The sequence below is a fragment of the Snuella sedimenti genome, from assembly GCF_016428595.1.
Classification (GTDB): domain Bacteria; phylum Bacteroidota; class Bacteroidia; order Flavobacteriales; family Flavobacteriaceae; genus Snuella; species Snuella sedimenti.
Genome location: NZ_JAELVQ010000028.1, coordinates 14,098 through 33,578, shown reverse-complemented (window position 1 = coordinate 33,578; position 19,481 = coordinate 14,098). Strand labels below are relative to the sequence as shown.

Sequence of the window (19,481 nt, the reverse complement as noted above, 5' to 3'; positions counted from 1 at the left end):
CTTGAAGCATTACAACTTATATGATAATTTGGTAAATTGTATTAACTTAGTATCTTACCTCTGCCCTAATTTGGTATAAACTAGAAAAGAACAATCAATTGGAAGAAAGTCAAAGACAAAAAAAAATAGGATCGGTACTACAACGCGACTTAGTAGAAGTCCTTCAAGGAGCTGCAACCCAAGGAGGCATGAAGGGAATTTTAATTTCGGTAACAAAAGTAACTGTAACGGTAGACCTTTCTATAGCTAAAGTATACTTAAGTGTTTTTCCGAATAACAAAGGCAAAGAAATTCTAGAAGGGATAAAGTCTAACGCCCCTTTAATACGCCATGAATTAGCCCAACGTACTAAACACCAGTTAAGGCGCATGCCACAACTGGAATTTTTTATAGACGATTCCTTAGAATATATCGATAAAATTGAACAATCCTTAAAAGGTAAGGACAACCCTATTAAAGATCCTACTATTTTAGACAAAAGAAAAAAATCCTAATTGAACGTCCCTTTATATATAGCAAAACGTTATATACGCTCCAAAAGCAGTAATAATGCTATTAACTTTATTACTATAATAGCGATAATTGGTGTTATTTTGGGAGCTGCTTCTCTATTTATAGTACTCTCGGGGTTTGCTGGTTTAAAAGACTTTACGCTTCAATTTTCGTCAGTTGTTGACCCCGATTTAAAAGCAGAAATCGCTATAGGCAAATCATTTAACTTAACAGAAGACACCATTGCTAAACTTAATGGTATAGAAGAAATGGCCGTATACTCTAAAACCGTCGAAGAACGCGTTATAATATCCTTTGACAATAAAAATTATATAGCTACTATAAAAGGGGTTGATGAACAATTTAAACAAGTTGTTCAAGTTGATTCCATTCTAGAAACCGGGAACTGGCTTGACCAAAAGTCAAACCAAATAGTCGTGGGGTGGGGCATAGCTACCAACTTGTCCCTTGGTGTTCTGGATTACACCAAACCTGTAAGCATTTATGTTCCCAAACCCGGGACGGGGCAAATAACCTCTACAAAAAATGCATTTGAAATGGTAAATACCCTTAATGTAGGTATTTTTTATATTAACGAAACGCTTAATGACACGTACGTGTATGCTCCGATCGACTTGGCACAACACCTTTTAAGCTATCACCCAAATCAGATATCGGCTATAGAATTTAAACTAAAAGAAGGCAGTGATGAGGGGCTAGCAAAGGAGAAAATACAACTAGTTCTGGGCGATAAAGTAATTGTAAAGAACAGAGCACAGCTTAATGATGCACTCTACAAAATGCTAAACACCGAAAACTTGGTCGTTTATCTCATTTTTACTTTAGTTTTAATTATAGCCCTATTTAATGTTATTGGTTCAATAATCATGATGATCCTCGATAAGAAAAAAAGCTTAAATACCCTCTTTAATATTGGAATAACAGTTAAGGATATTCGCAGAATCTTCTTTTTCCAAGGTAGTTTAATGAGTATTATTGGTGGTTTAATAGGTTTAGGTTTAGGCTTACTTGTTGTACTGCTTCAAAAAGCGTTTAACTTGGTCTTGATAACTGTAACGATTCCATATCCGGTTTTAATAAAACCAGAAAATTTCTTGATCGTATTTGTAACCATTTCCATTCTAGGGGTTATAGCCTCTAAAATAGCATCGGTACGTATTACAAAAAGTCTTTTAAAAGCTTATTAAAGTTGCTAATATCAAAGTTTATTTGATCCAGCACTTTTTGAGGTTCTAAATAAGGTATTCCTATAAATTCTTGATATTGGAGCATTAGTATGGCTAGTTCTAGGCTCAATGCTCCCGATGCCCCAAAAGTATGCCCAATTTTCCATTTGTTGGAAGTCACCGCAGGAACTTTGCCATTAAAGATGGTTTCAATCGCTTTTAATTCACTGGGATCTCCTTTTATGGTTCCCGGGGCGTGCATAACAACAACGTCTACAACTTCTGGATTGGTATTGCCTAAAGCCATTTGCATGGATTTTTGAAAGCATTTGGCGTCACTAGAAATAGAAATATTATGTTCTAGGATTTCCGTTGCATAGCCAATACCTTCTATAGTTGCTAAAGCATTAGAGAGTTTGCCCGCTTCCAAACAGGTTATCGAAGCGCCTTCTCCCAGAACCATGGTGTTTTGTTTTTTAGAAAGGTCTAAAGCCCGACACGGATAGTGGCTATTATCTTCTTTGGCATAAATTTTTAAAGCTTATAATGAAATTAATTTGATGTTATTCTTCTTCTTCCGCAGTATCTTCAATTTTTTCTGAAGTAGGTTCTTTTCCCTTTAAATATTCAGGCAGTTCCATACCTGCCATATTAAACATATCTTGTAATGGAGGAACCGATTTATATATTCCAGAAAGGAAGTTAGCGGTAGATGATTTGCCATCTTTATTACCTCCATTTTCCCAAACAGTAACTTTGTCGATTTTAATATTCTTGATAGCTTCCGATTGCATTTTAACTAATTCAGGTAGTTTATCAGCAATAAGTAATAAAACAGCATCTTTGGAATTATTACCTGCAGCTTTAACAATTTCGTCTAATCCGGCAGCTTGTTTAGTCAATACTTCATAGAGTCCCTGTGCTTCTGCCTGTGCTTTAAATAAAATAGCATCGGCTTCACCTTTAGCACGTCGTCTTATTTTTTCAGCTTCCGCTTCGGCATCAATTTCCACTTTTCTTTTGTCAATTTCAGCAGGAACAATTACGTCAGCAACTTGTGATGAGCGCTCCCTTTCTGCTCTAGCTGTTTCAGCTTCTTTTTCAGCTGCATAAGACTCTTCCAATGCTTTGGCTGCCTGTACTTTTTCTGAAGCGATAGCGACACGCTCGGCTTCGGCTTCTCTTTGGCGGCGTAAAGAATCTGAATTAGCAACTGCTATTTTGGCTGTGTTTTCCCCTTCAACAGCTTGAGCATTAGCAGCTGCAACCTGTGTACGTTCATCTTGTACCGCGTTGGCTTCACCAATAGAGCCATCCCTGTTTTTCTCGGCTACCGATTTACGGGCAGCATTTATAGCATGTGCCGCAGCCTCTTTACCTAAGGCTTCTATATAACCAGACTCATCAACAATATCGGTGATGTTTACGTTTATTAGTTTCAAACCTACTTTTTTAAGTTCAGATTCAACACTTTGTGAAATATTGGTCAAGAATTTATCCCTGTCTGAGTTAATTTCCTCAATGTCCATAGAAGCAACTACTAAACGTAATTGTCCGAAGATAATTTCTTTGGCCAACTCCTGTATGTCTTGAAGCCCAAGTCCGAGTAAACGTTCTGCAGCATTTTGCATAACACCGGGTTCGGTTGAGACCCCAATAGTAAAACGGGATGGTACATTAACCCGTATGTTTTGTTTGGAAAGCGCATTAACCAAATTTACTTCAATAGAAATAGGGGTTAGATCCAAAAATTCATAATCTTGTATAACAGGTAGGATAAAGGCAGCGCCACCATGTATACATTTAGCCGATTGCCCTCCGCTTACTTTACCATAAACAACTAAAATGCGATCCGAAGGGCAACGCTTATAGCGTTTAATCAGGATGATTAAAAAGATGAATACAAATAGTACAGCAAAAATGACCGTAATTGGTAATCCCAAATTAGATGTTCCTTGTATTAGCAGGTATTTCATAAGTTTTTGATTTAATAGGTTCTATGGATTTTTGTGTTGTATTAACAATTAAAATATCATTGTTGGTAATTTCGGTAACTTTAACAATGGTTCCGGGTTTAAGCTCTGTAAGTGAATCGGACAGAGCTTCGAGTTCACGAAGTGCCCCTTGGACACGTATGTGAACTTTACCCATTCTAGTACGATTGGCACCAATAGTGAGATAAACTTCTCCAATAGCACCAATAGCATTTTTATAGTTTAAAGTGCCGCTATGGCTTAATTTGTTCATATAATGAAACATAGCAGCCATGACGGTCATCATTATAAGACCGCAAAAAACGGAAATAGCAATGGTTAGTACATTTGAAAGTCCGGTATCCATACATGCGATACCGCTCCATCCAAAAATGGTAAAAAACCCAATAAGATTTTTAAAAGTAATGAATTGGAATTCAATGCCGGTATCAGCATCTATACTGGTGTCGATATCGTCAATGTTGTCAGCGCCATCAATACCTAAAAAGGTAGTTATTATTATAAAGATAAATAGCAAAGAACTTATCGACGCAATAATCCAGTAAAATTTTGAAAACAAATCCAATTCTGAAAACCAAACCATTTTAAATAGAGTGTTAAAGATTAAAGCTGAAATGTAAGACCTTTTGAATAATCCTACAATAATATTTGTAAGAAAATTGAAGGCAACTCTTTAAAGTATGGCATTTATCCACCATTCATTTTAAGTAGCCATTTTAAAGGTTATAACAGTTAGTAGTCGTCAATAAAATTTTGTTACAAAAAGTGTAATAATTTCTTTTAGTTATTGTAGTCGAGACTTTACTTCTTTAGTAAAACGGAAACAGCATTACCACCAAAACCAACAGCATTGACTAAAACTGTTTTTATTTGATCCGGCACTTTTTGATGTTCTAAATAAGGTACACCTATAAATTCTTGATGTTGGAGCATTAGTATCGCTAGTTCTAGGCTCAACGCTCCCGATGCCCCAAAAGTATGCCCAATTTTCCATTTGTTGGAAGTCACCGCAGGAACCTTGCCATTAAAGATAGTTTCAATCGCTTTTAATTCACTGGAATCTCCTTTTATGGTTCCCGGGGCGTGCATAACAACAACGTCTACAACTTCTGGATTGGTATTGCTTAAAGCCATTTGCATGGATTTTTGAAAGCATTTGGCGTCACTAGAAATAGAAATATTATGTTCTAGGATTTCCGTTGCATAGCCAATACCTTCTATAGTTGCTAAAGCATTAGAGAGTTTGCCCGCTTCCAAACAGGTCATCGAAGCGCCTTCTCCCAGAACCATGGTGTTTTGTTTTTTAGAAAGGTCTAAAGCCCGACACGGATAGTGGCTATTATCTTCTTTGGCATAAATTTTTAAAGCTTGCATTTGGGCAATGGTAAAAGGTGTTAAAGGAGCTTCGCTTCCTCCGACTAGGAATTTATTGCACATACCCGATTGTATCCAAGCAATACCGTTTAACATAGCATGCAATGCTGTAGAGCAAGTAATGGAATGACTGATCTCGGGACCTTTGGTTTGCAGGTCATGGGCTACCCAAGAAGATATGTTTCCTAAAGTGGTTGTTGGTGAACTTAAGGTCTTGGCTTTGTTGTTTTTTAGAAAATCATCATAGTAAGTTTCAAAAAGATGTGTCGCCCCTCGCGACGACCCAATATTAATTCCAAAATTATCGCTCCCGTTCCAACCAGCTTGTTGGATGGCTAATCGAGAAGCATAGATAGCATATAAAACCGTCTTATCGAGTGTTTTATATTTGGGATCAGACAGGCGTATGGTTTTAATAGCATTTTGTGCTTTTTCAGGAATTTTTGAAACCAAAGCTCCTTTCTTTTTTAAAGGCAACTCTGTGATGCAATGTGCGCTGTTTTGGTAGCTTTCCCAAGTTTCTTTTAAGGTCTTTCCTAAGGGAGAAATAGATGCGACAGCTGTTATGGAAATGGGTTTTTGCAAGTGCTTGGTTTTGGTGCAAATTTAAACTATTGCTAAGGAATCTTCTATGGTTTTATATACTTTTTCCAGTTGCTCTTCTGTGATTATATAAGGAGCTTGTATATAAATAGTATTTCCTAGTGGGCGTAAGAAAACGCCGCGTTCCATATAAAAGTTAAATAATAGGTCTCTTAGATTACCGTAACGCTCCATTTCAACGTTTAAGTCAAGCGCAAAAATAACCCCCGATTGTCTAATCGATTTTACTTTAGGGTGTTTCTTAATATGTGCTCCAAAAACTTGATGCGAACCTACGATACGTGTTATATTATTTTGTATTTCTTTTGATGTTAAAAGCTCTATACTTGCGAGTGCAGCGGTACAGGCAAGTGGGTTAGCCGAATAGGTGTGGCCGTGAAACAAGCCTTTGCCAATGTCGTCACTATAAAACGCATCGTAAATTTTTTGAGAGCATGTGGTTAAGGCCATAGGCAATAAACCTCCCGTTAAGGCTTTGCTCAAACACATAATATCTGGTTTGGTTTCCAAATGTAGCGAGGCAAAATAGTTTCCCGTTTTACCAAATCCTGTCATAACTTCATCAGCAACAGTAATAATGTTGTTGGTTTTACAGAACTTGAGAATCTGTTCTAAACCATTGGCATTGTACATTTTCATGGCAGCTGCACCTTGTACCAAGGGTTCGTAAACAAAACCAGCAACCTTATGGTGTTCTGTAATGTGCTTTAGTATTTTTAGAATGGTTTCATGGTTTTTGCCATTAGGAGTTGGAATGCGTTTAACTTCTAAAAAGAAATCTTCAAACGGTCCATTGTAAACAGATAGCCCCGATACGCTCATGGCTCCAAAGGTATCGCCATGAAAGCCATCTTCAAGAGCAATTAATGTATTGCGTTTTTCGCCTTGGTTAAAGTGGTATTGCAAAGCCATTTTAATGCCAATTTCGACAGAAGTAGAACCATTGTCACTAAAGAATATCTTATTCTGGTTTTTTGGTAAGATGTTTATAAGGGCCTCCGACAGCTTGATGGCTGGTTCGTGGGTAAACCCACTAAAAACCACTTGATCCAATTGTTGCATTTGGTTTGATACCTTGCTGGTAATATAGTCGTTGCAATGGCCGTACATGCAGGTGTACCACGAAGCAATGGCATCTATATAGTCGTTGCCGTTCTCATCGGTTAAAATACAGTCTTTGGCTTTCGTAATTGCAATGGCTTCTGGGTGTAATTTGTGTTGTGTTAATGGGTGCCAAAGATGTTTTTTATCGCGTCCTTGTAATGTCATAGATCTTTCAAATTTTTCCTGAATAATTCAGCATATTCTTTTACTATATTTTTATCAAAATAAGGTTCTTCATCAATGCGTCCAATAACTGGAACGTTTGTCATTTTCTTAATAATATCCTCGGTTGAGGGATGTTCGTTGCCGCTAAAAATAATAGTGACATTAAAACCTTTTTCTTTTAATGTATTAACCGTTAAGAGCGTATGATTAATACTTCCTAGATAATGTCTGGATACTACAATAACCCTGTAGTTAAGCTTGATAAGATCTAAAACGGTTTGTTTATTATTTAAGGGAACCAGTAAGCCTCCAGCACCTTCTATAACCAGATGATTCGTTGTTTTTGGAGGTGTAATTTCATTTATATTGATAGTTACATTATCAATCTTTGCAGCGGCATGCGGACTCATGGGCGTGTGCAAAGCATAGCTGTTTGTATGAAATACAGATTTGTTGTTCGATACCAATGCTTGCACTTTATGCGTGTCACTATAGTCCAGATCACCTGCTTGCACGGGTTTCCAATAATCGGCTTTTAATGCTTCGGTAACAATGGCCGATGCAATTGTTTTTCCCACATCTGTTGATATCCCTGTGATAAAATATGTTTTTATTTTTGTCATTCTTGTACTGGTAGAAATCTAATTTTAATTGATATAAGAAACTTAACACTGTGTTTTTGGCTATGCTTAACACGTCATTGTAGTTGCAAAAGTAGCTAACTGTTGTAATACATCCGAGATTTCCTTTGTCGAATTATAGCTGTGCAGACAAAAACGTAGGCGTTCATGACCTTTGGGAACGGTAGGCGACAAAATGGGCTTTACGTTAAAATTGAGTTCCTGTAATTTTTTTGCGATCGATTTTACCCGTTCGTTTCCTGAAACAATACAACATTGTATGGGAGAATCACTTATAATAAACAGTTGTTGAAGGCTGTTCTTGATGATTTCAGATTTAAAATGGGAAATGTTTTTTTTCAGTAGCGCCCTGTTTTGGGTTGAAATAAGTTCATTGTAGGCCGTGTTGATAGTTGCTAAACTGTGAGGAGGCAAGGCTGTGGTATAAATGAAACTACGCGAAAAATTAATGAGATATTGTTTTAGGGAATTACTACCAAGAATGGCAGCTCCATGACATCCTAATGCTTTTCCAAATGTTATTAATCTGGCAAAAACTTGTGATTCCAGTTTTAAATCCTGGATCAGTCCTACGCCTCGATTCCCGAAAGTTCCAAGGGCATGTGCTTCGTCTACTATTAAAAAGGCATTGTACTTTTGGCTTAGTTGGGCCATGGCTGTTAGATTGGGAGTATCCCCATCCATCGAGAACACCGATTCGGTAACTATGTAAACAGTTTGTTTATTATGTTGGGCAAGGCGAAGCACCTTTTTGTTTAGGTCTTCAATGTCATTGTGTATAAATTTATAGCTTTTTGCGTGGCTCATAGTAATGCCATCACGAATGGAAGCGTGTATATATTCGTCGTATAAAATAATATCATCTTTTTGGGGAACACAGGAAAAAAAACCAACATTGGCATCGTACCCAGAGTTAAAAACAAGTGCAGTTTCACTATTATGGAAATTACAGAGCATGTTTTCTGTGATATTAAATAATTGGTGATTACCAGACAGTAAGCGGGATCCCGTAGCACCATTTTGCTGGATATGGTGTTCCATTAAAAAATCATGGGTGTTTTTAAAAATAGTTTTATTCTTCGAAAAGCCCAAATAATCATTAGATGAAAAATCGATTAGATTGTTTTGTGCCCCTAATTTCCGTAAGGCATTAGCTGCTTTACGGGCTTCCAGTTTTTGTTGTAGTTTTTTAGGGAAATCCATTTAACAAATGTATGTAAAAATCATATCTTTACTTTTATGTATGCCTTGGTAGATTGTAATAATTTTTATGCCTCTTGCGAACGGGTTTTTAATCCGAATTTACGCAACAAGCCTATTGCTATTTTAAGTAATAATGATGGGTGTGTCATTTCACGAAGTGATGAAGCCAAAGCAATTGGTTTACCCATGGGAGCGCCTATTTTTAAATGGGAGGGATTTTGTAAAGTAAATAATGTTCAAGTGTTTTCTTCTAACTACCCGTTGTATGGTGATATGAGTAGTCGTGTTATGGCACTATTGGAGCAGTTTACACCCGATGTAGAGGTTTATAGCATTGATGAGGCTTTTTTAGAGTTTAAGGGATTTGATAATCATAATTTTGATGATTATGGTCATCAAATAAGAGGTCGGATATTAAAATGGACAGGTATTCCAACTTGTGTCGGACTTGCGCCAACGAAAGCCTTAAGTAAAGTCGCCAATAAAATTGCACGTAAATTTCCGGAACAAACAAAAGGCGTTTATGTAATCGATTCTGAAGAGAAACGGATAAAAGCACTGCAGTGGATTAAATTAGAAGATGTTTGGGGCATTGGCCGTGGTTTGCAAAAGCGGCTGAAAGTTAAAAACTGTAAAACAGCATTCGATTTTGTGCAGCTATCGGATGATTGGGTACGCAAAAGTTTTTCAATTACCGAATGGAAGCTCAAAAAAGATTTAGAAGGTATTTCTACCTTAACGTTGGATGAGGTTAAAACAAAACGGGCTATTGCTACGACAAGAAGTTTTGAGTACACGTTTTCTGATTTTGATAATATTAAAGAGCGGATTTCTACTTTTGCCATGAGCTGTTCAGAAAAATTACGGAAGCAACATTCCAGTTGTCATATGGTGTATGTGATGCTAAGCAGTGATAGACATAAAAAACAGGAGGAACAGCATAGAGCGAGTAGAGTAGTAAGTTTGCCAAGTCCAACCAATTCATCTTTGGTAATCAGTAATTGTGCTGTAAAAGCAGTAGCCTCAATTTTTAAACGGGGAATAAAATACAAGCGGGCAGGCGTGATTGTAACTGGCTTGGTGCCGGAAAATAATTATCAGTTGGATTTGTTTGAACAGGAAAATGAAAAGCATAAACATTTAATGCATACTATAGATCATTTGAATTCTAAATATTCAGATTATAAGATAAAATTGGGTAATCAAGACTTAAAACGCACCTGGAAAATGCGTCAAGAACGCTTGTCGCCAAGGTATACAACTAATATTAATGATATTATTGTGGCAAAATAATAGAGTCATTTGTATATAGTAAATGAATCTTTAGTAACTTTATGGCGAGAGATTCACTATTCTCTCCAAAGCACATTATGTTAGTTAAACAAACAAAAAATCTTACATTTTTTATTCCGAATGTATCAAACAATTCGGGAGCTCCTTTTTTTGATGCGGGAATTTCAGCTGGATTTCCATCGCCAGCCGAAGATTTTAAGGAGCAACGTTTGTCCTTAGATAAGGAACTTATAAAAAATAAAGAAGCTACTTTTTTTGCGCGTGTTAGCGGACAATCTATGATTGGTGCTGGGCTTGATGATAACGATCTTTTAGTGATAGACCGAAGTTTGGAACCGGCAAATAATAAGATAGCCGTTTGTTTCTTGGATGGAGAGTTTACTGTTAAACGCTTGAGGGTAGACAAAGGGGAAGTTTGGTTACAGCCGGAAAACCCGGATTACCCCATTATAAAAATTACCCAACAAAATGACTTTATTATCTGGGGGATTGTTACCAATGTTATCAAAAAGGTATGAGTTTAACGAAAACTATTTTTCTTGATTAGAGCATTGTTAACAGTGTGATGTGAATAGTATTGCTTTATATTTAAGTGCTAAATAGTATAGTTCCGTGCTATGTAAAATACATTTTAATTATATAAAGCTTTTATATGAAATGCCTATTAACAAAAAGTTGCAAACCCAGCAAATATGATAATTTAGGCATCGCATCTGACCACTAAAAAATAATAAATATTAACAGATGAAAAAACGCATCGAGTCTGTAGACATTTTAAGAGGGTTTACCATAGCGGCCATGATACTTGTTAATACTCCCGGAAGTTGGAGTTATGTATATCCCCCTTTACTTCATGCCAAATGGCATGGCCTAACACCAACCGATTTAATATTTCCATTCTTTTTGTTTATTGTGGGGATCTCTATTTATTTTGCGTATAAAAATAAACCTAATGCCCAAGCTACTTATAAAAAGATTATAGTAAGAAGCCTAAAACTTATAGGATTGGGGCTCTTTTTGGGGTTGTTTTTGCCTTCTGCGCCTTTTGTGAAAGAATTCGAAACCTTAAGGTTTTTGGGAGTATTGCAGCGTATTGGTATCGTTTTTTTGTTTTCAGCAATACTATACCTTAACTGTAATTGGAAAACCTTATTTGGGATAGGAACTATTATATTGATTGTTTATTGGTTGTGTTTGGGTTATGTTCCTTTGCCAGATGGCACATTGCCAACTTTTGACAGATCACCTAATAATTGGGCCATGTATATTGATTCAAATCTCTTAGGAAAACATATGTGGCAAGCCGATTACGATCCTGAAGGCCTTTTAAGTACCTTACCTGCAATAGCTACGTGTATAATTGGAGTTCTTGTTGGAAAGCTACTGGATGGTCTTAGGGATATAAAGCCCTTACTCGTAGTAGCTGTTCTTCTCTTGCTCTCTGGGTACATTTGGAATGTTTGGTTTCCTATCAGCAAAGCATTATGGAGTAGTAGTTTTGTTTTAGTCACCGCAGGATGGGGCACCTTAATATTGGCATGTATTTACTATTTAACCGATGTTAAACAACTTAAATTTGGTTCAATCTATAAATATGTTGGTATGAACGCTATTACTATTTATTTTTTATCCAGTTTTGTTTCAAAAACCTTTTATTTAACTAAAGTAGGAGACACCAATGTGCATGCATGGCTTTATAACACTTTGTTTGTTCATGATTTTTTAAGCGATAAATTGTCTTCTTTAATGTATGCTTTAACAGTTGTACTGGCATACATGTTCTTAGGTTATTTTCTTTATAAGAAAAAGATTTTTATTAAGGTGTAAGTTTAGGTTTTAATTTTAAAGGGTCGACTAGCAAAGTCTATTATTCCGGTTTTGATAAGGATTTACTTAAAACAAAAATACTGGCAACTTAGAACGAATCTAGGTTGCCGATATCATCTATGTAAGATTAAACAGGGATGCTTTTTATACCAAATTGTTTTCAAGTAAATATTCTGCAATTTGGATCGTGTTCGTAGCAGCTCCTTTCCGTAGGTTGTCGGCAACAATCCACATGTTTAATGTGTTGGGTTGCGTTTCATCTCTACGAAGACGCCCAACGAAAACCTCATCTTTGTCATGCGCATAAATTGGCATTGGATAGGTGTTGGTCTCTGTGTTGTCCTGTAATACAACGCCAGGGGTTTCACTAAGCATTTTGCGAACATCCGATAGATCAAAATCATTTTCAAATTCAACATTTACAGACTCAGAGTGCCCTCCTGCTGTTGGAATACGAACAGCTGTAGCAGTAACCGAAAAAGTACTATCGTTAAATATTTTTTGCGGCTCACGCGCAAGCTTCATTTCTTCTTTGGTATAGCCATTTTCCATAAACACATCGCAATGTGGTAATGCATTTCTGCCAATAGGATATGGGTATGCCATTTCACCTTCAACACCTGCAATTTCATTTTCCAATTGTTTTACAGCTTTTACACCAGTACCAGAAACCGATTGATAAGTAGAAACGACTACGCGCTTCATTTTGTATGCTGCATGAAGCGGAGCTAAAGCCATTACCATTTGTATGGTCGAACAGTTTGGGTTTGCTATAATTTTATCATCTTTAGTTAATTCTTGTGCATTAATTTCTGGAACTACTAACTTTTTAGTAGGATCCATACGCCAAGCAGAAGAGTTATCAACCACAGTTGTGCCAACCTCAGCGAATTTAGGAGCCCATTCTAAAGAAGTATCTCCTCCGGCCGAGAAAATAGCTATTTGTGGCTTGGCAGCAACGGCATCAGCCAATCCAATAATAGTATATTCCTTATTTTTAAAAGTCATTTTTTTTCCAACAGAACGCTCTGATGCGACTAATAATAATTCGGTAATAGGAAAATTACGTTCTTCCAATACTTTTAGCATAACCTCGCCAACCATACCAGTGGCTCCAACAACAGCTATTTTCATTCGTTTTAAATTTTAGTAATAATTTGATATTTAATTATGAAATTAAGAACGAATGTAAACTATCGTTGCACTCGCTCTCACATTAAAAATTTTAAGCATTATCTTTTACGACGAAATTTTTAAAATTTATTAATGTTCGTTTCATGTGTTTTATTTTAAGATAATTAAGTATGCAAAACTAAGTATTAATTCTATTTTAAAATTGAAAAAAAGGCCTCAATTTTTAAAACGGAGGCCTTTTTAACAACAAATAACACAGTGTTGTATATGCAACAATTTGTTATTTTTTTAACAAATCACGTATTTCAGCAAGTAATTCTTCTTGGGAAGGTCCTTTTGGTGCTTCTGGAGCTGGTACTTCTTTCTTTTTTAATTTATTAATGCCTTTAATTAGCATAAACATAACAAATGCAACAATAACAAAGTCAATAACGCTGGTTAAAAAGGCACCCCACATTACAGATACTTCTCCTTCAATAATACCTCCAGCATTAGTAACCCCTTCTTTAATAACGTATTTTAAATCTTTGAAATCTGCTTTGAAGATTAATCCAATGAGCGGGGATACTATACCACCCGTAAAAACAGTCACCACTTCTTTAAAAGCAGCACCCATTACAAAACCAATTGCAATGTCTACAAGGTTGCCCTTCATTGCAAATTCTTTAAATTCTTTTAGCATAATGATACATTTTTAGTTAGTGAATAACTAAAATAGCTAAAAAACTTACATAATAAAAATTAGAAGTACGACTACCTTAAGATAATACGCTTAATACGTTGCGAAATGGCTGTAATTAATTCGTACGAAATGGTGTTAGCGGTTTCGGCTAAAGCTTCTGCAGAAGCGTTTTGTCCAAAAACGATAACTTCATCACCTTCGTTACAATCTATATCGGTAACGTTAACCATAATCATATCCATACAAACATTACCAACAATAGGAGCGCGTTTACTGTTTATGAAAACAAAACCATTGCCCTGTCCATATTGTCTACCAATACCATCGGCATGACCAATTGGGAGCGTTGCTATTTTCTGTTCAGAATCACTTTTAAAGCCTCGGTTGTAACCCACAGATGCACCTTTTTTGATGGTATGAATTTGAGAAATAACGGTTTTTAATGTCGCTATGGGCTTTAAATGTTTGTTTTCTTTTTTAGAATTCCCAAAACCATATAGTCCAATACCACTCCTAACCATATCAAAATGAGCTTCAGGATAGTTTAGTATGCCCGAGGTGTTACATAAATGAAACATGGGTTTATAGTCGAGTTTTGCTAAGACATTATTAATAATGTTTTTGAAGCTGTCTACCTGTTTTAAAGTAAACGCTTTTTCGTTAAGATCTTCGCTGGCTGCAAGATGCGAAAAAATGGATGTCACTTGTATGGCGGACGTATCATTTAGTTTGGAAATGATATTGTCTACATCGTGCTCATTAAAACCAAGTCGGTTTAGCCCTGTGTTAAATTTTATATGAACTGGATAATGAGTTTGATTTTCTATAGAAGCTGCCGAGATGAACTCATTAAAAATTTTCCAGCTGTATAAACTAGGCTCCAGGCGATGTTCGATTATTGCCTTAAAATTTGCACTAAGTGGATGCAGTACCAAAATAGGTGTTTTAATGCCAGCTTTACGAAGGGCTACGCCTTCATTGGTATAGGCTACAGCAAAGTATTCGACATTTAAACCCTCTAGATATTTGGCGATAGTATTGGCATCGTTGCCATAAGCAAAAGCTTTAGCTACTGCTAAGAATTTAGTGGTGTTGTTTAATTTCGATTTTAGGTACTCAAAATTATGTTTAAGTGCTTTTAAATCGATTTCAAGTACAGTTTCTTGCGCTTTAGGCATCGGGGTCTTTGGGTTTAGAGGTGATTTCTTCAACGTCATTAACCTTCATGTTTCGAACTTTATCACGCATAGTTGCTTTATAATATGCAGCTCTGCTTAAAGGTTCATATTCTTCAACTTCACCCAAAAGAACTAAATTCTCATTTGTAGACTTCCTATAGCTATATTGAGCCAAATTGCCTGTTCTAGTGCAAATGGCATGTACTTTAGTTACATATTCGGCAGTAGCCATTAAAAAGGGCATAGGCCCAAAAGGGTTGCCCTTAAAGTCCATATCGAGCCCTGCAACAATAACACGAACACCTTTGTTGGCCAGATCGTTGCAAACACGAACAATTTCATCATCAAAAAATTGAGCTTCGTCAATACCAACTACATCGCAGCCATCGGCTAAAATAGGTATGTTGGCTGCTGCCGGAACGGGGGTCGATCGAATTTCATTGTCATCGTGAGAGACTACCATGTCTTCATTATAACGTACATCAACAGAGGGCTTAAAGATCTCTACTTTTTGTCTTGCAAATTGAGCACGTTTGAGGCGACGGATCAATTCTTCGGTTTTTCCCGAAAACATCGAGCCACAGATAACTTCAATCCAGCCAAATTGTTCTTTATGATTTACTGTATTTTCAAGAAACATTTTGTAATTTTAACACTAAAACAAAGCGATTATTGTTTTGTATAAAGGTGGCGTAAATTTATTAAAAAACAAAAGCCTAAAGCGTATTAATCAAAAAAATTAAACCTATGAAAAAGAAGCTAGAGTCTGAGTTGATAAGTATAGCGCATCGAATTCTTAAGTTAAAGGGAAAGGATGACGTTATTAAAATGCATGAAGAGGTGTCGGCTCTTTTCGAAAAATTAACGGTATTAAAGTTTGCGCACGAAAATTTTGAGGACGATATGCCAACTATAGGTAGTGATTCCTCGTTTTTTGGAATGTTGGATACCGCATTTAATAATAAAATAAGCGATACGATTGAAGTTGAAGACAAATTGTATATTAATCTAGATGAGGTAGAAGATGACCATATTATGGAACCCGTAATGGAGACTATTAAGGATATGGTTGCACAAATGCCCCAAGAGGCTCAAGAAATAGATACAATTTTTGAAGAAGCCATACCTAAACCGAAATATGACAAAAACGACTTCGATGAGATTACGTCAGGGTTTAAAGATGTCCCCGTTTTCGATCCCGTTCCAAAACCCTTAAATGGGCAAGCCGATGAAAAGAAGTCTCTAAATGATAAATTAAAAACAGGGGGGCTTGCTATTGGATTAAATGACAAACTAGCCTTTATAAAGCATTTGTTTGATGGCAAAAATGAAGATTATGATCGCGTAATATCCCAAATAAATACAGCAGGTTCTTTTAAAGACGCTAAAAGCTTTATACAAGAATTTGTAAAACCAGATTACGATAATTGGGTTGGTAAAGAAGAGTTTGAAGCACGATTTATGGAGATTATTGAAGGGAAGTTTTAATAATGAGTAAACTTTATATAGTCCCTACCCCAATAGGTAATTTAAAAGACATTACCTTTAGAGCGATAGAAATTTTAAAGGATGTTGACTTAATTTTAGCAGAAGACACCCGTACTTCCGTAAAATTGCTAAAGCATTTTGAAATTACCACGCATATGCAATCCCATCACATGCACAACGAGCACAAAACGGTAGAGGGGCTTGTTCAGCGCATAAAAAGCGGTACCAGAGTAGCGTTAATTAGTGACGCAGGAACACCTGCAATATCCGACCCAGGATTTTTACTAACGCGAGCTTGTATTGAAAATAATATTGATGTAGACTGCTTGCCCGGCGCGACTGCTTTTGTGCCAGCTTTGGTGAACTCCGGTTTGCCAAACGATAAGTTTGTTTTTGAAGGGTTTTTACCAGTTAAAAAAGGAAGGCAAACAAGGTTGCTTTTATTGGCCGAAGAAACCCGGACAATGATTTTTTATGAAAGTCCGCATAAGCTCGTTAAAACAATAGGGCATTTTTGTGAGTATTTTGGAGATGATAGGCCTGTTTCTGTTTCTAGGGAATTAACCAAATTATATGAAGAGACTGTTCGTGGAACAGCTAAAGAAGTGCTGGAGTATTATACAAATAAACCACCAAAAGGAGAGGTCGTAATTGTAGTTGGAGGAAAAAGTAAAATTTAATGCATCTATCTGTAAACAACACAAAGGCATCTCTTTTATTTTCTTGGTGTCTAGTAACTATAAGTTTTGTTAGTATGTGCCAAGCACAAGATCTTACTATACCGCTGTGGAATGATAGTGTTCCCAATCAACGAAAGACTTCAGAGCAAGAAATAGCAACCAAAACGGATATTCTGCGAATAGGTAATGTTCAAACCCCAACATTGGCCTGTTATTTTCCTCCCGATTCCATAAACACCCGTAAAGCCATTATTATTTGTCCGGGAGGCAGTTATAAAATATTAGCTTATAATTTAGAAGGAACAACCATTGCAAAATGGTTTCAGGAAAGAGGCATTGCAGCTTTCGTTTTAAAATATCGGTTGCCAACATCAAGTTCTCTTGTTACACCGCACAAGGCACCACTTCAAGACCTACAAAAAGCTGTTAGACTTGTACGACATAAAGCCGCTGACTGGCAAATTTCTGAAAATGACATAGGTGTTATGGGGTTTTCGGCCGGAGGGCATTTAGCTTCGACTTTGGGAGTGCATTATCACGAAGAAATGTATCAACCAAGGGTTTTAGAAGATTCACTGAGTGCAAGACCTGATTTTATGGCATTGTTATATCCAGTAATAACTATGAATGCGACCTATGCCCACAAAGGGTCTATTCATAATTTACTAGGGGATTCACCTTCTCAAACACTTTTAGATTATTATTCTAACGAACAATATGTTAATAGCCAGACACCTCCAACATTTTTAGTACATGCTACAGATGATCGTGGCGTGCCGGTTGAAAACACCTTGGCATTTTATCAGAGACTAAAAGAGGTTGGCGTTCCGGTGGAAATGCATCTTTATCAAGAAGGGGGGCACGGGTTTGGCATAGCTGCAAATAACAAACTGCTTCATACATGGATTGACTTATTATATAATTGGATTTTAAACATAGATAACCAATAGAAGCAAAATGACTTTAGATACATTTAAAAAGAAACTTAAACAGTCGCCTGAAACATTAGCATTTTCGGAAACCATGCAGGTGATTGACGCTACTTACGAATTTACGCCTACGGCATTTAAAAATGGAGCCTTGCAAAATAAAGCTGGGGAGAATTCTGGCTCGTGCAAACTGTTTGCATTTGCAAAACTTCAGGGATTGACAAAAGAAGAAACTTTAGCCTGCTTTGGCGCTTTTTATTATGAAGACGTATTAAAAGACCCCCATGGGAACGGGCATCAAAACATTAGAAATTTTATGAAAACCGGTTTTGAAGGGTTGGTTTTTGAAGGACAACCCCTTAGCATACGATAAACGAATAAATATAATACAATGAAGCATTATAAAATAGCTGTAATATTGTTAAATATCGCTATATTAATATTGGCTTGCAAAGCTAAAGAAACAGAAAAAAAAGAGATTGTAGAAAAGCCTAAAAATGTCATCCTGTTAATAGGAGACGGGATGGGACTCTCTCAGATTTCCAGTAGTTTTTATTTTGGAAATAAAACATCCAGTTTTGAACGGTTCAAGCAAATAGGTTTTATTAAAACATCTTCCCAAAGTGATTTGATTACCGATTCGGCGGCTGGAGCAACCGCTTTTTCGGCTGGGGTAAAAACCTATAATGGTGCTATTGGGGTGGATCAGGATACCTTGGCGGTACCACTAATAACCGATAAGGCCTCAAAAAATCAAGTCGCTACGGGAGTTATTAGCACCTCTTCTGTGACACATGCTACGCCAGCTTCTTTTTTCGCCCATGTTAAACGTAGAAGTATGGAAGAAGCAATTGCAGCACAGTTACCGGAGTCACCGATAGATTTCTTTGCGGGAGCAGGTAACGACTTCTTTTTTAAACGTAAGGACAGTGCCGATTTAAGCACTGCTTTTTCTGAAAATGGATTTGTTGTCGATACGGTCTCTCTTAATAAACCACAAAACCTTGATGTTAATAAAAAATACGGGTTTTTGTTAGCTCCAAAGAGTATGCCTAAAATGAGTGAAGGACGCGGCGATTTTTTAAGTCAGGCAACCCATTTGGGACTAGATTACCTGTCTAAAAACAAAGCCGGCTTTTTTTTAATGGTAGAAGGATCTCAAATAGATTGGGGAGGCCATGCAAACGATTCAGATTATATAGTTGAAGAAGTAAAAGATTTTAGTAAAGTTATTGGAGAAGTACTTGATTTCGCAGAGAAGGACGGCAATACACTGGTTGTTGTAACGGCCGATCATGAAACTGGAGGCTATACACTTGCTTCAGAAAATGGAAACTATAATAAAATAAAAGGAAGCTTTTCAACAGGAGGACATTCTGCTACCTTAATACCTGTATTTGCTTATGGACCAGGAGCCGAAAATTTTCAAGGGATTTATGAAAACAATGCTATTTACCATAAAATTATTGATTTGACCCAATGGGGAGACTAATGGACAACTAATTTA

Annotated in this window: 20 protein-coding genes and 1 pseudogene; 10 read left to right on the top strand and 11 right to left on the bottom strand. The window is 36.6% G+C overall.

Annotated elements, in window-relative coordinates:
* Positions 1 to 98: 98 nt before the first annotated feature.
* Positions 99 to 494: a 30S ribosome-binding factor RbfA gene (rbfA, locus tag JF259_RS15550; protein ID WP_199116630.1), complete on the top strand. Its 396-nt coding sequence runs from the start codon at positions 99 to 101 to the stop codon at positions 492 to 494.
* A complete protein-coding gene (locus JF259_RS15545) occupies positions 495 to 1,700 on the top strand; it encodes an ABC transporter permease (RefSeq protein ID WP_199116629.1) in 1,206 nt (401 codons plus the stop codon).
* On the opposite strand, the pseudogene JF259_RS15540 reads toward JF259_RS15545, so the two are convergent.
* From JF259_RS15540 to JF259_RS15510, 7 genes and pseudogenes are all read right to left on the bottom strand, one after another.
* Positions 1,672 to 2,220: pseudogene (locus JF259_RS15540) on the bottom strand (beta-ketoacyl synthase N-terminal-like domain-containing protein); the annotation flags it as partial. The gene JF259_RS15545 and the pseudogene JF259_RS15540 overlap by 29 nt on opposite strands.
* A gap of 22 nt (positions 2,221 to 2,242) precedes the next feature.
* Entirely contained in the window at positions 2,243 to 3,655 is a 1,413-nt protein-coding gene (locus JF259_RS15535; protein WP_199116627.1) for a flotillin family protein, read from the bottom strand.
* Positions 3,624 to 4,256, bottom strand: coding sequence for a hypothetical protein (locus JF259_RS15530; RefSeq protein ID WP_199116626.1), 633 nt, complete (start codon positions 4,254 to 4,256; stop codon positions 3,624 to 3,626). The genes JF259_RS15535 and JF259_RS15530 overlap by 32 nt, the downstream gene beginning before the upstream one ends.
* 218 nt (positions 4,257 to 4,474) lie before the next feature.
* Positions 4,475 to 5,632, bottom strand: a complete 1,158-nt coding sequence (locus tag JF259_RS15525) for a beta-ketoacyl synthase N-terminal-like domain-containing protein (protein WP_199116625.1) — start codon at positions 5,630 to 5,632, stop codon at positions 4,475 to 4,477.
* A 21-nt stretch (positions 5,633 to 5,653) separates the two neighbouring features.
* On the bottom strand, positions 5,654 to 6,919 hold the full coding sequence (gene bioA / locus JF259_RS15520) for an adenosylmethionine--8-amino-7-oxononanoate transaminase (RefSeq protein ID WP_199116624.1): 1,266 nt from the start codon (positions 6,917 to 6,919) through the stop codon (positions 5,654 to 5,656).
* Positions 6,916 to 7,542, bottom strand: a complete 627-nt coding sequence (bioD, locus tag JF259_RS15515) for a dethiobiotin synthase (protein WP_199116623.1) — start codon at positions 7,540 to 7,542, stop codon at positions 6,916 to 6,918. The genes bioA and bioD overlap by 4 nt, the downstream gene beginning before the upstream one ends.
* A 66-nt stretch (positions 7,543 to 7,608) precedes the next feature.
* Entirely contained in the window at positions 7,609 to 8,763 is a 1,155-nt protein-coding gene (locus JF259_RS15510; RefSeq protein ID WP_199116622.1) for an aminotransferase class I/II-fold pyridoxal phosphate-dependent enzyme, read from the bottom strand.
* 36 nt (positions 8,764 to 8,799) lie between these two features.
* Here JF259_RS15510 and JF259_RS15505 point away from each other — a divergent pair, with 36 nt between their 5' ends.
* The 3 genes from JF259_RS15505 to JF259_RS15495 all read left to right on the top strand — a co-directional run bounded on the left by JF259_RS15505 (position 8,800) and on the right by JF259_RS15495 (position 11,883).
* Positions 8,800 to 10,056 carry a Y-family DNA polymerase gene (locus JF259_RS15505; protein ID WP_199116621.1) on the top strand — a complete coding sequence of 419 codons (1,257 nt, stop codon included), beginning with the start codon at positions 8,800 to 8,802 and terminating at the stop codon, positions 10,054 to 10,056.
* Positions 10,057 to 10,097: 41 nt separating this feature from the next.
* Positions 10,098 to 10,574, top strand: coding sequence for a LexA family protein (locus tag JF259_RS15500; RefSeq protein ID WP_394370604.1), 477 nt, complete (start codon positions 10,098 to 10,100; stop codon positions 10,572 to 10,574).
* Between the two features lie 226 nt (positions 10,575 to 10,800).
* Positions 10,801 to 11,883, top strand: a complete 1,083-nt coding sequence (locus JF259_RS15495; RefSeq protein WP_199116620.1) for an acyltransferase family protein — start codon at positions 10,801 to 10,803, stop codon at positions 11,881 to 11,883.
* 144 nt (positions 11,884 to 12,027) lie between these two features.
* Here the strand turns inward: JF259_RS15495 and JF259_RS15490 are convergent, their stop codons facing one another.
* From JF259_RS15490 to JF259_RS15475, 4 genes are all read right to left on the bottom strand, one after another.
* Entirely contained in the window at positions 12,028 to 13,017 is a 990-nt protein-coding gene (locus JF259_RS15490) for an aspartate-semialdehyde dehydrogenase (RefSeq protein ID WP_199116619.1), read from the bottom strand.
* Positions 13,018 to 13,297: 280 nt separating this feature from the next.
* Complete coding sequence (mscL, locus tag JF259_RS15485) at positions 13,298 to 13,699, bottom strand: large conductance mechanosensitive channel protein MscL (protein WP_199116618.1); 402 nt, start codon at positions 13,697 to 13,699, stop codon at positions 13,298 to 13,300.
* Positions 13,700 to 13,770: 71 nt separating this feature from the next.
* Positions 13,771 to 14,877, bottom strand: a complete 1,107-nt coding sequence (alr, locus tag JF259_RS15480) for an alanine racemase (protein WP_199116643.1) — start codon at positions 14,875 to 14,877, stop codon at positions 13,771 to 13,773.
* On the bottom strand, positions 14,870 to 15,517 hold the full coding sequence (locus JF259_RS15475; RefSeq protein WP_199116617.1) for a thymidine kinase: 648 nt from the start codon (positions 15,515 to 15,517) through the stop codon (positions 14,870 to 14,872). Before JF259_RS15475 ends, alr begins: the two co-directional genes overlap by 8 nt.
* Before the next feature lie 107 nt (positions 15,518 to 15,624).
* Here JF259_RS15475 and JF259_RS15470 point away from each other — a divergent pair, with 107 nt between their 5' ends.
* From JF259_RS15470 to JF259_RS15450, 5 genes are read left to right on the top strand one after another with little or no spacing between them, the layout of a single operon-like run.
* Positions 15,625 to 16,365, top strand: a complete 741-nt coding sequence (locus JF259_RS15470) for a hypothetical protein (protein WP_199116616.1) — start codon at positions 15,625 to 15,627, stop codon at positions 16,363 to 16,365.
* A gap of 2 nt (positions 16,366 to 16,367) precedes the next feature.
* Positions 16,368 to 17,045 (top strand): 16S rRNA (cytidine(1402)-2'-O)-methyltransferase, encoded by a 678-nt coding sequence (rsmI, locus tag JF259_RS15465; RefSeq protein WP_199116615.1) that lies wholly within the window; start codon positions 16,368 to 16,370, stop codon positions 17,043 to 17,045.
* Positions 17,045 to 17,995: an alpha/beta hydrolase gene (locus JF259_RS15460; RefSeq protein ID WP_233164327.1), complete on the top strand. Its 951-nt coding sequence runs from the start codon at positions 17,045 to 17,047 to the stop codon at positions 17,993 to 17,995. Before rsmI ends, JF259_RS15460 begins: the two co-directional genes overlap by 1 nt.
* 7 nt (positions 17,996 to 18,002) lie before the next feature.
* Positions 18,003 to 18,347, top strand: coding sequence for a HopJ type III effector protein (locus tag JF259_RS15455; RefSeq protein ID WP_199116614.1), 345 nt, complete (start codon positions 18,003 to 18,005; stop codon positions 18,345 to 18,347).
* 18 nt (positions 18,348 to 18,365) lie between these two features.
* Complete coding sequence (locus tag JF259_RS15450) at positions 18,366 to 19,466, top strand: alkaline phosphatase (RefSeq protein WP_199116613.1); 1,101 nt, start codon at positions 18,366 to 18,368, stop codon at positions 19,464 to 19,466.
* Positions 19,467 to 19,481: the final 15 nt, after the last annotated feature.

What these genes read in the sequence shown, in the direction of transcription:
- JF259_RS15455 (WP_199116614.1), top strand. Translation starts at nt 18,003, where the DNA reads ATGACTTTAGATACATTTAAAAAGAAACTTAAACAGTCGCCTGAAACA.
- mscL (WP_199116618.1), bottom strand. Translation starts at nt 13,699, where the DNA reads ATGCTAAAAGAATTTAAAGAATTTGCAATGAAGGGCAACCTTGTAGAC.
- JF259_RS15450 (WP_199116613.1), top strand. Translation starts at nt 18,366, where the DNA reads ATGAAGCATTATAAAATAGCTGTAATATTGTTAAATATCGCTATATTA.
- alr (WP_199116643.1), bottom strand. Translation starts at nt 14,877, where the DNA reads ATGCCTAAAGCGCAAGAAACTGTACTTGAAATCGATTTAAAAGCACTT.
- bioA (WP_199116624.1), bottom strand. Translation starts at nt 6,919, where the DNA reads ATGACATTACAAGGACGCGATAAAAAACATCTTTGGCACCCATTAACA.
- JF259_RS15460 (WP_233164327.1), top strand. Translation starts at nt 17,045, where the DNA reads ATGCATCTATCTGTAAACAACACAAAGGCATCTCTTTTATTTTCTTGG.
- JF259_RS15495 (WP_199116620.1), top strand. Translation starts at nt 10,801, where the DNA reads ATGAAAAAACGCATCGAGTCTGTAGACATTTTAAGAGGGTTTACCATA.
- JF259_RS15475 (WP_199116617.1), bottom strand. Translation starts at nt 15,517, where the DNA reads ATGTTTCTTGAAAATACAGTAAATCATAAAGAACAATTTGGCTGGATT.
- JF259_RS15490 (WP_199116619.1), bottom strand. Translation starts at nt 13,017, where the DNA reads ATGAAAATAGCTGTTGTTGGAGCCACTGGTATGGTTGGCGAGGTTATG.
- JF259_RS15530 (WP_199116626.1), bottom strand. Translation starts at nt 4,256, where the DNA reads ATGGTTTGGTTTTCAGAATTGGATTTGTTTTCAAAATTTTACTGGATT.
- rsmI (WP_199116615.1), top strand. Translation starts at nt 16,368, where the DNA reads ATGAGTAAACTTTATATAGTCCCTACCCCAATAGGTAATTTAAAAGAC.
- JF259_RS15470 (WP_199116616.1), top strand. Translation starts at nt 15,625, where the DNA reads ATGAAAAAGAAGCTAGAGTCTGAGTTGATAAGTATAGCGCATCGAATT.
- JF259_RS15535 (WP_199116627.1), bottom strand. Translation starts at nt 3,655, where the DNA reads ATGAAATACCTGCTAATACAAGGAACATCTAATTTGGGATTACCAATT.
- JF259_RS15505 (WP_199116621.1), top strand. Translation starts at nt 8,800, where the DNA reads ATGTATGCCTTGGTAGATTGTAATAATTTTTATGCCTCTTGCGAACGG.
- bioD (WP_199116623.1), bottom strand. Translation starts at nt 7,542, where the DNA reads ATGACAAAAATAAAAACATATTTTATCACAGGGATATCAACAGATGTG.
- JF259_RS15510 (WP_199116622.1), bottom strand. Translation starts at nt 8,763, where the DNA reads ATGGATTTCCCTAAAAAACTACAACAAAAACTGGAAGCCCGTAAAGCA.
- JF259_RS15500 (WP_394370604.1), top strand. Translation starts at nt 10,098, where the DNA reads ATGGCGAGAGATTCACTATTCTCTCCAAAGCACATTATGTTAGTTAAA.